The following is a 13,226-nucleotide window of genomic DNA, read 5'->3' as shown; positions in this document are numbered from 1 at the left end:
GACGTCAGCCCCGGCGGATCACCGAGCTGGGGTACTCGTGGCCGTCGTCGACGATGACGATCTTCGGGAGTACCCGGGTCTCGGTGTCGACGGCCCCGGCCGGGGCCGTCGGAGCGGCCGGGGGCACCGGCGGCTTCGGCGGCACGGCCGGGATGACGGCGGTGGCGGCCTCGGTGGCGGGCTTGCCGGTAGTGGGCTTGGCGGGCACGACGTCCTGCACCGAGTCCTGCGGCTCGGCCGCGTCCTTGGGCTCGGCCGCTGCCGCCGGCTTCGGTGCGGGCTTCGCTTCGGGCTTCGGTGCCAGCTCGACGGGCTTCTCGATCTGGCCGACCGCCGCGCCGGTGAGGGCCGCCAGGGTCTGCTTGATGTGGTCGAGGTGCTGCTGCACCTGCTCCAGCTCGGCGGCGAACTCGCGCTGCTCGCGCTCGCTGGCGGACTGGACCTGCTCCGCCTCCCGGCGGGCCTGCGCGATCAGCTCCTCCGCCTTGGCGTTCGCCTGCGCGTCGGACTGCTTGATCTGGGCCAGCACGGCCTCGCGGTGCTGCTCCGCCTCCTTGAGGCGGCGCTCGGCGGTGGCCGAGATCTTGGCGTCCTCGCCGTCCGCCTTGGCCTCCGCCGCGGCGAAGGTCTCGTCCGCGCGGCGGCGCAGCTCGGCCAGCTTGTCCTCGGCCGCCTCCTCGTACTCGGCGGCGGCGACCCGGACCTTGGCGGCCTCGGAGGTGGCGGTGTCCCGGATCGTCCTGGCGTCCCGGTCGGCGTCCGAGCGGAGCTGCTCGGCCTCGGCCCTGGTCCGCTCCTCGGTCCGGCGGGCGGCCGCGTCGGCCTCGGTCCGGGTGGTGGCGCCGAACTCCTTGGCGGCGGTGGCGGCGGCCTGCCCCTGGTCGTACGCCTCGTCCCGGGCGTCCTCGGCGGCCCGCTCGGCCTTCTCCCGGACGGCCAGCGCCTCGGCCTGGGCGATGTCCATCAGCTTGACGGCCTGCTCGCTCAGCAGCGCGAAGTCCGGGTCCGGCGCGTCCTCGGCGGCCCGGATCACCTCGGCCAGCCGCTTCTCCATCTCCCGGGCGCCCGAGCCGAGCACGCTCAGCTGCTCCCAGGCCCGGTCCCGTTCGGCCGTGCGCGCGGCCAGCGCCTGCTCGACCTGCTCGGGTGCGTAGCCCCGTCGGGCAGCGGTGAAGCCGTGCTGGGAGACTGCGTCGCTCATGGGCTCTTCCCTCGTGCTCGCGGGCTGCGGAGCCCCGGTTCGGTCTGAGAACAAGGATCGCCGGTACGACGTTCCTCTTGACCTATTTTGCGCAGATGGGATCGAAACCCAAACAAGGCAGAGCCGGGGTACGGCCAACGGGCGCGCCGTACCCCGGTCCGGGTGACCGGGATCACCAGGGTCACCCGGTCGGACCGGTCAGAACAGTCCGTCCCAGAACTGCTCCAGCAGCACCGACCACCAGGTCTCCGGCGACTGCAGCGCGGCCGGGTCGACCTCGGCCAGCTGGGCCTGGAAGTCGGTGGTCCAGCGGCCCGCCTGATCAGGCGTCAGGCCGTAGCGCAGCCGCCACATCCGGCCGAGCAGGGCGAGCGCGCGGACGAACTCCGGGACACCGGTGTTCACGAACCGCGGCGGCTCGCCGCCGTTCTCCAGGTCGACCGCGACCACGGCGGCGGTGCCGTACTGGACGCAGAGCTGGCGGCCGTAGTCGTTGCCCAGCACCAGGTAGCCGCCGAAGTCGGGCCCCTGCGGCAGACCCCGCTCGGCGGCCAGCTCGGCCAGGGTCGGGATCGGCCGGCCCTCCTGGGCCTGGGCCCAGAAGAACGGCGTGAAGTCGCGCGGCAGCCCGGCCCACATCAGGGTCTGCGCGACCGGCTCGGGCACACCCTGCCGGGAGACCGCGCGCTGCTCGAACCGGAACACCGACGGGCCGAAGACCTGCCCGAGCTCGGCCGCCAGCTGCTGCGGCCCGGCCGGCGGCAGCGGCACCGGCGCGCCGGACGGCGTACCGGGATGCGGCAGCGGCGCCCGGACCGGACGGGGGCGCCGCGGGGCGGCGGCCAGCTGGTGCAGCTGGTCGACGTGGTCCAGCAGCACCGCCATGCCGGCCTGCCGGGCCGCCTGGTCCCGGCCGTACGGCGCGGTGTGGCTGAGCCGGACGTTCGGCCAGGCGGCCCGGACCATCCGCAGGCAGTACCCGCCCGGCAGGTCGCAGCACTCCAGGTCGGTGTGGAGTTCGAGCACCTGGTCCGGCGGCACGTTGAGCCGGCGCAGCTCCTGCAGCGCCTTCCACTCCGGGTGCGGGGTGCCGGGCTCGCTGCGCTGGATCAGGGTCTGCTCGGAGCCGTCGGGGCCCCGGTAGCGGACCACCGCGCTGCTGCCGGGGCCGATCGACGGCACCCCGGGCTGCACCGGCGGCGGGACCGGGGCGGGCATCGGCGCCGGGGGCACGGCCGGGGCCGGGGCGCCCAGCGAGGCGGCGTCCGGGTACCCGTAGCCGACCGGCGGCGCACCGGGCACCGGCAGCGAACCCGGCACCGGCGGCGAGCGCAGCTCGGCGGGCGGGGGCGGCGGCGGGGCGCTCGGGGCGTGGCCGGGAGCCGGCCGGGCCCCCGGCGGCGGGGTGGCCGGGCCGCGCAGCTCCACCGGGGGCGGGGGCGGCGGGCCGGCCGGGTGGCCGGGCGCCGGCGTGGCACCGGGCGGAACGGGACCACCGGGCAGGCCGTGCAGCCCCGGCACGCCGTCGGCCGCCAGCAGGGTCGGCGCGTACGGGGCGCCGGGCGGCGCCGGGGGCTGTGCCCCGGGCGGCGGCGGGGCGAGCATGGTCGGGGCGTCGCCGGCCGGGCGCCCGGAGGCGGGCGGCACGGTGAACACCGCGGGCGGCGGGGTCGGCGGGCCGTCGGCCGGTCCGGGCCCGGGCAGGTACATCGCCGGCTCGGTCGGCGTCGCCCCGGCCACCACGGGCACGGGCGGAGCCACCGGCGGCGCGGGCGGCGGCACTGCAGCAGGCGGCACTGCGACGGGAGGCGCTGCGGGCGCGGCCGACGGCTTCGCCAGGCTCGGGCCCCCGGCCGCGGCCGGGTCGCCGAGCCGGGCGTTCTCGGCCGCGATGGCCGCCTCCCCCGCGTCCTTGAGCCACTGCGGCGGGCTGAGCAGGAAGGAGGTGGCCTCGACCGCGCCCTGCACGGGCTTGGCCGCCCCCGCCGGGTTGGGCTCGGTCGGGCTGCCGTAGGCGGCCTCGTACCGGGTGACCACCTCGTTCACCGGCAGCGCGGGCCAGAGCGTGCTGGCCCCGCTGTCCCGGGCGATCACCAGCCGGGGCCCGGGCGCCGAGCCCGGGTCGGCCGACGGGGTCTCCGACCGCTGCTCCGCCCAGCAGACGAAGCCCAGGTCGAACTCCCGTACCCGGACCTCACGTTGCTGCGATCGCGGCACCCCGGCGTTGATCCAGTCCTCGGCCAGCTCCTGCGCCTGCGCGTACGTCACCACGCCTGCTGCGCCCCTTCCCCGTTCGCGGGAACGTTCACCGGAACGTTCGCCGGGACGGCGCGGACGAAGCCGCCGTCCACCATCATCGCCGCCACCGTCTCCAACTCCTGCGGGCTGCCCGCCAGTCGGAGCAGGAACTGGTCGAAGTCCGCCCCGCACGGCAGCAGCAGCCTGGCCACCCGCTGCTCGGGGCTCTCCGCCGGGTCGCCGGCGTCCCGGGCGTCGTCGTACAGGCAGAACCAGACCGAGCCGGTGCCCTCGCCGCGCACCTTCAGCGCCAGCAGGCCGCCCTGCACGTACGCGATGCCCAGGTAGTCCTTGGTCAGGTGGTCGCGCAGGCACTTGTTGGCGTACACCAGGTCCTGGACGCCGTACTCCTCACTGAGCGTCAGGAACGGCTGGTCCAGCAGCAGTCCGAGCTCGGTGTCCAGGGCGACGCCGACCGGGGCCCGGCCGCCCGCGAGCTTGAGGAAGTCGCGGTAGGCGGGCGGCAGCGGGTGGCCGAGCCGCTGCTCGGCGCGCTGCACCAGGTCCTCGGTGACGGCCAGCGGGTCGCCGCCGTCCAGCGCCAGCGGGAAGTGCGCGGGGCGATGCTCCTGCAGCGGCCTGGTGCCCCGGCGGCCGTGGTCGGCGCCCGAGTGGGCCAGGCCGCCGTGGTGCCGGAGCAGTGCCTTGACCTCGACCGGGACCAGCTCCATCCGCCGCCAGCCGGGGGCGGCCCGGCCCATGACGTGGTGCCAGGTCCAGCCGGGCGGGGTCGCCACGGCGGTGTCCTGGTCGGCCCAGAGCGGGTGGCCCTGGGTGTACAGCGCGGCGTTGGCCGACACGTAGTCGGTCAGCCGCAGCTCGTCCACCCCGAAGCCGTCCGGCGGGTCGGCCACCTCGGCCACCGCCGCGGCGTACGGGCCGAAGTCTGGCATCCCCGCGGCGTCCACCTGCACCCCGGCCGGGTACTTGCCCGCCCGGAGCGGATCGGGAAACTGCACCACCTGCCCCGCGTACGCCCCGTTGGGCGCGGCGGCAGTACCGGGCCGACCTGTCGTCATCTGGGTGCCCCCACTGGCTGCTACGACGATTGCTGCAGACAGCCTAGGGGGTGCGGCGGGGCCCCTGGGGCCCCGGCCCGGGTGGTCAGGACGCGGACCACCCGGGCCGCTGCCGCTCCGTCAGACCCTGGTGAGGGCCTTGGCCAGGGTCTCGGCCACGAAGGCCTGCTGGTCCTCGGTCAGGTGCGGGTGCAGCGGGAGGGTGAGGATCTCGGCGGCGGCGCGCTCGGTCACCGGGAAGCTGCCCTCGGGGTGGCCGAGGTACTGGAAGGCGGGCTGGAGGTGGACCGGGACGGGGTAGTGCACGCCCGCGCCGATGCCCGCCCCGTGCAGGGCGGCGAACACCTCGTCCCGGCCGCGGGCCACCCGGACCGCGTACAGGTGCCAGACGTGCACGTTGCCGGGCAGGGTGACCGGGAGGGTCAGCCCGGGCAGCCCGGCCAGCAGTTGGTGGTAGCGGGCGGCGGCGGCCCGGCGGGCGTTGTTCCAGCCCGGCAGGTGGCGCAGCTTGGCCCGCAGCACCACCGCCTGCAGGGTGTCCAGTCGGGAGTTGAAGCCGAACCGCTCGTGCAGGTACTTCTGGCTGGAGCCGTGGTCGCCGATCTCCCGCACCGCTGCCGCCAGTTCGGCCGAGTCGGTGACCACGGCGCCCGCGTCGCCGTAGGCGCCGAGGTTCTTGCCGGGGTAGAAGCTGGTGGCGGCGAGCACGCCCCAGGAACCGGACGGGCGGCCGTGCCGGGTGGCGCCCTGGGACTGGGCGCCGTCCTCGATCACCGGGCGGCCGTCGGCGATCTCCAGGATGTGCTCCACCGGCGCGAGTTGGCCGTTCAGGTGGACCGGCAGATAGGCGTCGGCGGCGACCTCGGCGGCCCGGGCCGGGTCGATCAGCAGCGAGTCGGGGTCGACGTCCACCAGGACGGGGTAGAGCCCGGCCCGGGACACCGCCTCGGCGGTCGCCACGAAGGTGTTGGCGGGCAGCACCACCCGGGCCCCGGCCGGCAGCTCGAGGGCGCGCAGCGCCATCTCGATCGCGTCCGTCCCGTTGGCGGTGCCGATCGCGTGGGCGACGCCGGAGAAGGCCGCGTACTCGGCTTCGAAGGCGGTCACGTCCGGGCCCTTGATGTAGGCGCCGGAGGTCAGCACCCGGTCGAAGCCGACCCGGACCTCCTCGGCAACCTCGGCGTGGGCGGCTTGCAGGTCGACGAGCGGGATCGGGTTCATCGGATACCTCCGTGGATACCGCCGGCTTCAGCCGGAGAGGGGTCAGGGGCAGGCAGGCCGCCAAAAAGGCGGGATGACATCACGGCAGCTGATCAATCGTCGTACGGGGATGAAAACGGGCATTACCGTGTGACGTGTGAGTGCCACTTCCGTGAAGCGGGCGTTCAAGTACCGCTTCTATCCGACCGATGCGCAGGCAGCTGTGCTTTCGCGTACGTTCGGGTGCGTGCGGAAGGTGTACAACCTGGCGTTGCAGGCTCGCAGCGAGGCGTGGACGCTGCGTCAGGAGCGGGTCGACTACAACGCCACGTCGGCGATGCTGACGGCGTGGAAGAGGACCGAGGAGCTGGCCTACCTCCGCGATGTGTCGTCGGTGCCGTTGCAGCAGGCGCTTCGGCACCTGCAGGGGGCGTTCGCCGGCTTCTGGCGGAAGCGGGCGAGGTACCCGACGTTCAAGTCCCGGAAGAAGTCCCGCCGGTCCGCCGAGTACACCAGCTCCGCGTTCCGCCTCCGGGACGGAATGCTCACCCTGGCGAAGATGGACCAGCCGCTGGCGGTCGTGTGGTCGCGCCCGCTTCCCGAGGGCGCGGTGCCGTCCACGGTCACGGTCTCTCAGGACAGCGCGGGCCGCTGGTTCGCCTCGCTGCTCTGCGATGACCGGCCGGCCATGCCGGGGTCCGTCAACGCGGTCGTCGGGATCGACGCCGGGATCATCAGTCTGGTGACCCTCTCCACCGGGGAGAGGATCACCAATCCCCGCCATGAGCGGCGGGACCGTGAACGCCTCGCCAAAGCCCAGCGAGAGCTGTCCCGCAAGGTCAAGGACTCCAACAACAGGGCCAAGGCCCGGTTCAAGGTCGCCCGCCTGCACGCACGGATCACCGACCGGCGCCGGGACTTCCTGCACAAGCTCACCACTCGCCTCGTCCGTGAGAACCAAACGGTCGTGATCGAGGATCTGCCGGTCCGCAACATGCTCAAGAACCACAGGCTCGCCCGCGCCATCTCCGATGCGTCCTGGTCCGAGCTGCGCAGCATGCTTGAGTACAAGGCCTCCTGGTACGGGCGGGACCTGGTCGTGGTCGACCGCTGGTTCCCCTCCTCCAAGCTGTGCTCCGCCTGCGGCACGATGCGCGGCACGATGCCGCTCAATGTCCGTGAGTGGACGTGCGACTGCGGGACGACCCACGACCGGGACGTCAACGCAGCTCGCAACATCCTGGCCGCCGGACTGGCGGTGTCGGCCTGTGGAGACGGTGTAAGACCTCAACGGAACACTCCGGGCGGGCAGTCGTCGATGAAGCAGGAAGTGGTCCCACCGCCGCGCACCCGCGCAACGGCTCAGCCGCAAGACTGAGGGGAATCCCCACGTTCACGTGGGCGAGGAAGTCAACCGACAGGCCCTTCCAGGGAGAGGTGTTCGACGAGCAGGGGCAGGGAGCCGCCGGCCAGGCAGCGGCCGGTCCTGGCGTCCCACTTCCAGTGGTGCCGGGGGCACTCGATCACGCCGTCGGCGATCGCGGCGTGGCCCAGGTCCTCGCCCGCGTGCGGGCAGTAGCGCTGGAACCGCAGGCCGTCCCGCTCCACCAGCTGCTCGGCGGCGGCGGTCCGCTCGCGGACCAACTGGCGGGTCTGGGCGGGCTGGTGGCCGTAGCGGAGCAGGCTGAGCAGGGTCAGGTCGAAGACGTCCGGGTCGCGGTGCAGGCTGAGCCGCATCGAGAGCAGCGCCTCCTCCCAGCCGGCCCGGCCGTCCAGCACGGCGCGCAGCGCGCGGGCCGGGACCCGGATGGTGTAGGCGGGGTCGACCGGTTCGTCCTCCAGCTCGACCCGCTCGGCCAGTTCGCCGAGCGGCAGGGCGCAGACGGTGCCGTCGGTCTCCAGCCGCAGGTCGCGCCGGTAGTCGGCGAGCAGCGGCCGATTCAGCCGCTGGAGCCGGTCGAAGTGCTCGGCCACCTCGGCGGCGTCCACTGCCGGGGCCGGGCCCCGGTGGTAGGCCTCCCACTCGTCCCGGCGCCGCTCCCGGTAGGCGGCCAGGTAGCCGGCCGGGTCGGTGGCCCAGCTGCCGGGCCCGGACGGGCGGTCGACCGGGTCGCCGGGGGCGGTGCGGAGCACCTCGGTGTCCGGGCAGGCGTCCGCGAAGGTCGCGGCGACGTCCTCCCAGTGCGGGAAGATGGTGGCGGCGCGGTCGTTGAAGCGGTCCAGCCCGGGGTCGAGGAAGCAGGCGGGCCCGGCCGAGGGCAGGTAGGCCCGGGCGCCGGTCAGCTTCACCTTGCGGACCAGGGTGTCCAGCAGGTCGGCCCGGACGGCGGCGGTCTTGGCGGCCATCGCCTCGGCCGGGTAGTCGTAGGCGTTCGGGTACCACATCGCACCGGAGTACTGGGCGGCCAGCAGGTCGATGCGGTCCGGGAGTTCGGACATCGGGGTGTTGCAGTCGTTCAGGTCGAGGAAGCGGTAGCCGCCCAGGTCGAGCAGCAGTCCGCTGTCCTCCTTGTGGCTGGTGTCGAGCAGCATGGTGGCGGTGGCGTCCGGGCCGAGCCGGTACGACTCCCGGTGCCCGAGCAGCACCTGGCGGCCGAAGCCGAGCCGGTTCAGCCGCTTGCGCAGGCCGTGCGAGCGGAACCGCGGCACCAGCACCGTGACGTCCCGGTCCAGCTGCCCGAGCAGCCGCTCGTCGAAGTGGTCCTCGTGGGTGTGCGAGATGTAGAGGAAGTCGTAGTCTCCGGCCACCACTTCGGGCAGCAGCTCCCGGTTGTCGGGGTAGGGGAACCAGGCGTCCAGGAAGGCGGGGTGGAACCAGGGGTCGATCAGGATGCGCAGACCGGCGTGCCCGACCACGAATCCCGCGTGGCCGAGATGCCTGATCTCGGTCAACCGAGGATCGCCCGGAGCGCGCCGACCACGGTGTCCTGCTGGTCCTCGGCGAGGGTGTGGTAGAGCGGCAGGATCAGCGAACGGCCGGTCAGCAGCTCGGTGTTGGGCAGCGGCACCCGGGCGGAGTCCTTGTACGGGGCCTCCAGGTGGGCTGCCATGATGCCGCGCCGGGCGGACACCCCGGCCGCGGCCAGCCGGGTCAGCACCTCGGTGCGGTCGGGCGCGTCCTCGGGCAGCAGCAGCCAGCAGGCCTGGAAGTTGCCGGTGCCGTGCGCCGGGTCGGCCACCAGCCGCTCGCCCAGCGGGCCGAGCAGGGTCCGGTAGCGGTCCGCCAGTTCGCGCCGGCGGGCCACCATCGCGGGCAGCTTGCCGAGCTGGACCAGGCCGATCGCGGCCTGGATGTCAGTCATCCGGTAGTTGTAGCCGATCTCGTCGTACGTCTCGACCACCCCGGCCCCGCCGCTGGCGGCGTGCCGGTCGGCGGCCGAGACGCTCATCCCGTGCTCGCGCAACCGCCGCAGCCGGGCGGCGAGTTCACCGTCCTGGCAGGTGACCATGCCGCCCTCGCCGGTGGTCAGCAGCTTGCGCGGGTGGAAGGAGTACGCGGCGATCACCGCGCCGCTGCCGACCGGGCGGCCGCGCAGCAGCGAGCCCGCCCCGCAGGCGGCGTCCTCGATCACGGTGATGCCGCGCGGCCCGGCCAGGGCCTCGATCGCGGCCAGGTCGACCGGTACGCCGCCCTGGTCCACCGCGATCACCGCCCTGGTCCGCTCGGTGAGCAGCGGGGCCACGGTCTCGGCGGTCAGGTTGCCGGTGGCCGCCTCGACGTCCGCGAAGACCGGGACGGCGCCGACGTAGGTGACCGCGTTGGCGGTGGCGATGAAGGAGAGCGAGGGCACCACCACCTCGTCCCCGGGGCCGACCCCGGCGCCGAGCAGCGCCAGGTGCAGCGCGGTGGTGCAGGAGGAGACGGCGACGGCGTGCGGCACGCCCAGGTACGCGGCGAAGGCCCGCTCGAACTCGGCGACCCGGGGGCCCTGGGCCACCCAGCCGGAGCGGACGGCCTCGGCGGCGGCCTGGGCCTCCTCCTCACCGAGCCAGGGGATCATCACGGGGATGAGGGGCAGGACGGGGGTGGTGGACACGGAGCTGCTCCCGGATGCGGCGGTACGAGACGGTCAACGGTGCGGTGGGACGGGCCGGTTACTGCTCGCGCCACCAGGCGACCAGCTGGCGCAGGCCCTCGTCCAGGCCGAGCTCCGGCTTCCAGCCCAGCTCGCGCTCGGCGGCCGAGATGTCGGCCAGCCGGCGGACCACGCCACCGGCGGTGCCCCGGGCCGGGCCGTGCTCGACGTCCAGCTCGGAGTCCATCGCGCGCAGCAGCGCGTCGGCCAGGCCGCGCAGCGAGACCTCGGTGGAGGTGGCGATGTTGTAGACCTTGTCGGTGACCGGGGCGGCGGCGGCCAGCAGGTTGGCCCGCGCGATGTCCTCGGTGTGCACGAAGTCCATGGTCTGGGCCCCGTCGCCGAAGATCAGCGGCGGCTCCCCGCCATTGATCCGCTCCATCCAGCGGATGAACACCTCGGTGTAGCGGCCGTGCACGTCCATCCGGGGGCCGTAGACGTTGAAGTAGCGCAGCGCCACGTAGTCCAGCCCGTACATCGCGTGGAAGCTGCGCAGCAGGCCCTCGTTGAAGACCTTGGCCGCGCCGTACAGGGTGTCGTTGTGGTATGGGTGCTGGGTCTCCGGCGTCGGGAAGGTGTCGGCCAGCCCGTAGACCGAGGCAGTGGAGGAGGCGATCACCTTCTTCACCCCGCACTCGGCGGCGGCCTCGACCACGTCGAAGGTGCCGTCCACCATGATCTCCAGCGCCAGCCGGGGCTCGGCCGCGCACTGGGTGATCCGGATCGCGGCCAGGTGGAAGAGCAGGTCGGTGTCGGCGCCGAGCAGCTCGCGCAGCAGTGCGCGGTCGCGGATGTCGCCGTCCACCACCCGCAGCTGCCCGGGCTTCGCGATCGACTCGGCGTGCGCCAGGTTGGCCATCCGGCCCCGGACGAAGTTGTCGAGCACGACCACCTCGCGGGCGCCGGCCGCGAGCAGTTGGTCGACCACGGTCGAGCCGATGGTCCCGGCACCGCCGGTGACCAGGCAGCGGGAACCCTCGATCGGGACAGCGTTCATCGGGCGGTGGCCCTCTCCTGAGCAGTGATCAGTTCTACGTCGCCGGCGGACTCCACCGGGACGGTGGCGCCGCCGAGTTCGAGGCTGCGCGAGGCGGCGTGCAGCAGCCGCAGCACCCGCAGGCCGGACCGGCCGTCGGTGAGTGGCGCCCGGCCCTCGGTGATCGAGGCGGCGAACTCCGCCATCACGTTGCGCAGCGCCTCCTGCTCGACCAGCGCGGGGGCGACCATCTCGCCGACCCGGTAGGAGATCAGCGCCTGGTGCCGGATCGCGTCGGTCAGCTCGTCCGGCGGGGTGAGGTCCACCCCGCGGTCGTGCACGGCCAGCCTGGCCTGCGGGTTGAGGTCGTCCCAGACCAGGGTGCGGCGGGAGCCGCCGATCATGGTGGTGCGGACCTTGGTCGGGGAGAGCCAGTTGACGTGGCAGTGCGCCAGCGCGCCGTTGCTCAACCGCACCGTCAGGTACGCCACGCAGGCCCGGCCGGCCCCGATCGGGTCGGCGCCCTGGGCGCTCACCCCGACCGGCTCGACGCCCGGCGGCAGCACGAAGTCCAGGATCGACAGGTCGTGCGGGGCCAGGTCCCAGAGCACGTCCACGTCGGGCTGGACCAGCCCGAGGTTGATCCGCACCGAGTCGAAGAACTGGATGTCGCCGAGCTCCCCGCCGTGCACCAGCTCCCTGATCCGCCGCACCACCGGGGTGTAGCAGAAGGTGTGGTCGCACATCAGCACCAGCCCGCGCGCCTCGGCCAGCTCGCAGAGCTCGGCCGCGTCGTCGGCGGAGGTGGTGATCGGCTTCTCCACCAGGACGTGCTTGCCCGCCTCCAGCGCGGCCCGGACCAGCTTGTAGTGCGCGGCGGCGGGCGTGGCGATCGCGACCGCCTGCACCCGCTCGTCCGCCAGCACCTGTTCGAACGAGGTGGTGGACCTGACGGTGCTGTACTCCCCCAGCACCCGCCGGGACCTGGCCTCGTCCAGGTCGCAGAGCCAGTGCAGCCGCAGTGCGGCCGTCTGCTGCGCGTTCCGGACCAGGTTCGGTCCCCAGTAGCCGGCCCCGACCACGGCCATGCCGATCCGCTCGGCGACCCTCGGTTCGGGCACCCCCGGTGTCGGTACGTGCTCTCCGGGCGCCTCGTGCGCCTGCTCTCCGGACGACGTCATCGCAAGACCCCCCTTGCTCGGTACCGGTGGGCCCCATCGCCCCCGGCTGCCCCTGCGGACGGCCCGCTCCCCCACGGTCGGCCCGGCCCGCTGCCGGAACGCTATCGGCTGCCGTCAGGGCGCGGGGGGCGAATACGGAAAACGTGGGGGAATGGTGAAACCGGGTCAGCCGACACCGGGTCAGACCCCCGACGTGCGGGGTGTCGGCGGTGTTTGGCACGCTGGACCCCTACTGTCGGAGGCGGCCACGACCCAAGTGAGGAGCAGTGCCCATGGAGGAGACCGGAGCGCCGACGCTGCGCCACCACCGGGACAGCCTGCTGCCCGCGATGGCCGCCGCCCTGTCGCTGAAGAACGGCACCGTGCACACCCTGGCCGGGCACAAGCCCGACCGGCTGCCCGAGCTGCACCCGCTGGTCGACGAGTTCCTGGCCGCGCTGCCGGACGAGCAGCGCGAGCGGTTCGTCGGGCGCTGCCCGGAGGCGGAGCTGCTGTCCCGGTTCCTGAGCGAGGTGGACACCACCCGGTCCAAGCGCTCCGCCCGCAAGCCGCTCACCCTGCACGACGCCCGCAAGGCGCTCAAGGGCTCGCGGCTGACCACCGTCCGGATCCGTGAGGAGGGCGACCCGGCGCACGGCACCCACGCACCGCCGTGCCGCTCCTGCGAGCCGCTGCTCGGCCACCTCCAGGTGGCCAGCGTCGCCGTCGGCCCCACCTCCTCCTGATCTCCGCCCGTCCCTCTGGAGCCCCCGCTGAACTCCGCCCTCCGTACCCAGCCCCGTTTTCCCGCCGATGTCGCGGCCGCGCTCAAGCAGGCCGGCTGGCACCCCGGCCGCTGGCAGATCCGGCAGGCCGAGGAGTGGGCCGACGCCCTGGTCGCGCACGGCTCCCCGGACGGGGTCCAGCACGCGGTCTTCCCGGCCGCGATCGAGGCCTGGGCCGAGTTCGGCGGGCTGGCCTTCGACCTAGCCGGGGCCGGCCGCGAGATCGCCCGGACGCCGTTCCTGCTCGACCCGCGGTGCGGGCTGCACCAGCCGCGCACGCTGGCGGACCTGGGCCGGGCCCTGGGCAGCCGGGTCGCCCCGCTCGGCGAGGAGGCGTTCGGCCAGGCGCTGCTGGCCGTCGACGAGGAGGGCCGGGTGTACAGCCTGGACCACACCGGCGAGTGGTACCTGGGCCGTTCGGTCGACGCGGCGGTGGCCACCCTGGTGCTCGGCCTGCAGCCCGAACGGCTGCGCGCGCTGACGGTATGACCGTACGGGTCGGTACGTGACA

11 protein-coding genes are annotated in these 13,226 nt (G+C 74.0%); 3 read left to right on the top strand and 8 right to left on the bottom strand.

Features of this window, described 5'->3' with window-relative positions; translation table 11 throughout:
* Window positions 1–4: 4 nt before the first annotated feature.
* The 4 genes from ABT118_RS10920 to ABT118_RS10905 form a co-directional block, all read right to left on the bottom strand.
* Window positions 5–1,201: a hypothetical protein gene (locus ABT118_RS10920; protein WP_350658149.1), complete on the bottom strand. Its 1,197-nt coding sequence runs from the start codon at window positions 1,199–1,201 to the stop codon at window positions 5–7.
* Window positions 1,202–1,399: 198 nt separating this feature from the next.
* The gene (locus ABT118_RS10915) at window positions 1,400–3,472 is read right to left on the bottom strand and encodes an SUKH-4 family immunity protein (RefSeq protein WP_350658141.1); all 2,073 of its coding nucleotides are present in this window, start codon (window positions 3,470–3,472) and stop codon (window positions 1,400–1,402) included.
* Window positions 3,466–4,518: an SMI1/KNR4 family protein gene (locus ABT118_RS10910; protein ID WP_350658132.1), complete on the bottom strand. Its 1,053-nt coding sequence runs from the start codon at window positions 4,516–4,518 to the stop codon at window positions 3,466–3,468. Before ABT118_RS10910 ends, ABT118_RS10915 begins: the two co-directional genes overlap by 7 nt.
* Before the next feature lie 120 nt (window positions 4,519–4,638).
* Window positions 4,639–5,739, bottom strand: a complete 1,101-nt coding sequence (locus ABT118_RS10905) for a DegT/DnrJ/EryC1/StrS family aminotransferase (protein WP_350658117.1) — start codon at window positions 5,737–5,739, stop codon at window positions 4,639–4,641.
* A 136-nt stretch (window positions 5,740–5,875) separates the two neighbouring features.
* On the opposite strand from ABT118_RS10905, the gene ABT118_RS10900 reads away from it, so the two are divergent.
* Window positions 5,876–7,096, top strand: a complete 1,221-nt coding sequence (locus ABT118_RS10900; protein WP_350658101.1) for an RNA-guided endonuclease InsQ/TnpB family protein — start codon at window positions 5,876–5,878, stop codon at window positions 7,094–7,096.
* A gap of 32 nt (window positions 7,097–7,128) precedes the next feature.
* Here the strand turns inward: ABT118_RS10900 and ABT118_RS10895 are convergent, their stop codons facing one another.
* The 4 genes from ABT118_RS10895 to ABT118_RS10880 are packed head-to-tail and all read right to left on the bottom strand — an operon-like array spanning window position 7,129 to window position 11,951.
* Window positions 7,129–8,610: an MBL fold metallo-hydrolase gene (locus ABT118_RS10895; RefSeq protein WP_350658089.1), complete on the bottom strand. Its 1,482-nt coding sequence runs from the start codon at window positions 8,608–8,610 to the stop codon at window positions 7,129–7,131.
* Window positions 8,607–9,755 (bottom strand): DegT/DnrJ/EryC1/StrS family aminotransferase, encoded by a 1,149-nt coding sequence (locus ABT118_RS10890; RefSeq protein WP_350658081.1) that lies wholly within the window; start codon window positions 9,753–9,755, stop codon window positions 8,607–8,609. The genes ABT118_RS10895 and ABT118_RS10890 overlap by 4 nt, the downstream gene beginning before the upstream one ends.
* 58 nt (window positions 9,756–9,813) lie before the next feature.
* A complete protein-coding gene (locus ABT118_RS10885) occupies window positions 9,814–10,791 on the bottom strand; it encodes an NAD-dependent epimerase/dehydratase family protein (RefSeq protein WP_350658062.1) in 978 nt (325 codons plus the stop codon).
* On the bottom strand, window positions 10,788–11,951 hold the full coding sequence (locus tag ABT118_RS10880; RefSeq protein ID WP_350658044.1) for a Gfo/Idh/MocA family protein: 1,164 nt from the start codon (window positions 11,949–11,951) through the stop codon (window positions 10,788–10,790). The genes ABT118_RS10885 and ABT118_RS10880 overlap by 4 nt, the downstream gene beginning before the upstream one ends.
* Window positions 11,952–12,223: 272 nt before the next feature.
* Here ABT118_RS10880 and ABT118_RS10875 point away from each other — a divergent pair, with 272 nt between their 5' ends.
* The gene (locus ABT118_RS10875) at window positions 12,224–12,676 is read left to right on the top strand and encodes a YwqJ-related putative deaminase (RefSeq protein WP_350658028.1); all 453 of its coding nucleotides are present in this window, start codon (window positions 12,224–12,226) and stop codon (window positions 12,674–12,676) included.
* Between the two features lie 15 nt (window positions 12,677–12,691).
* Complete coding sequence (locus ABT118_RS10870; RefSeq protein ID WP_350665015.1) at window positions 12,692–13,204, top strand: SUKH-3 domain-containing protein; 513 nt, start codon at window positions 12,692–12,694, stop codon at window positions 13,202–13,204.
* Window positions 13,205–13,226: the final 22 nt, after the last annotated feature.

Source organism: Kitasatospora sp. NPDC002040 (assembly GCF_040296785.1).
GTDB lineage: Bacteria > Actinomycetota > Actinomycetes > Streptomycetales > Streptomycetaceae > Kitasatospora.
This window is presented reverse-complemented; position numbering and strand designations above follow the sequence as displayed.

What these genes read in the sequence shown, in the direction of transcription:
- ABT118_RS10885 (WP_350658062.1), bottom strand. Translation starts at nt 10,791, where the DNA reads ATGAACGCTGTCCCGATCGAGGGTTCCCGCTGCCTGGTCACCGGCGGT.
- ABT118_RS10910 (WP_350658132.1), bottom strand. Translation starts at nt 4,518, where the DNA reads ATGACGACAGGTCGGCCCGGTACTGCCGCCGCGCCCAACGGGGCGTAC.
- ABT118_RS10880 (WP_350658044.1), bottom strand. Translation starts at nt 11,951, where the DNA reads ATGACGTCGTCCGGAGAGCAGGCGCACGAGGCGCCCGGAGAGCACGTA.
- ABT118_RS10875 (WP_350658028.1), top strand. Translation starts at nt 12,224, where the DNA reads ATGGAGGAGACCGGAGCGCCGACGCTGCGCCACCACCGGGACAGCCTG.
- ABT118_RS10920 (WP_350658149.1), bottom strand. Translation starts at nt 1,201, where the DNA reads ATGAGCGACGCAGTCTCCCAGCACGGCTTCACCGCTGCCCGACGGGGC.
- ABT118_RS10905 (WP_350658117.1), bottom strand. Translation starts at nt 5,739, where the DNA reads ATGAACCCGATCCCGCTCGTCGACCTGCAAGCCGCCCACGCCGAGGTT.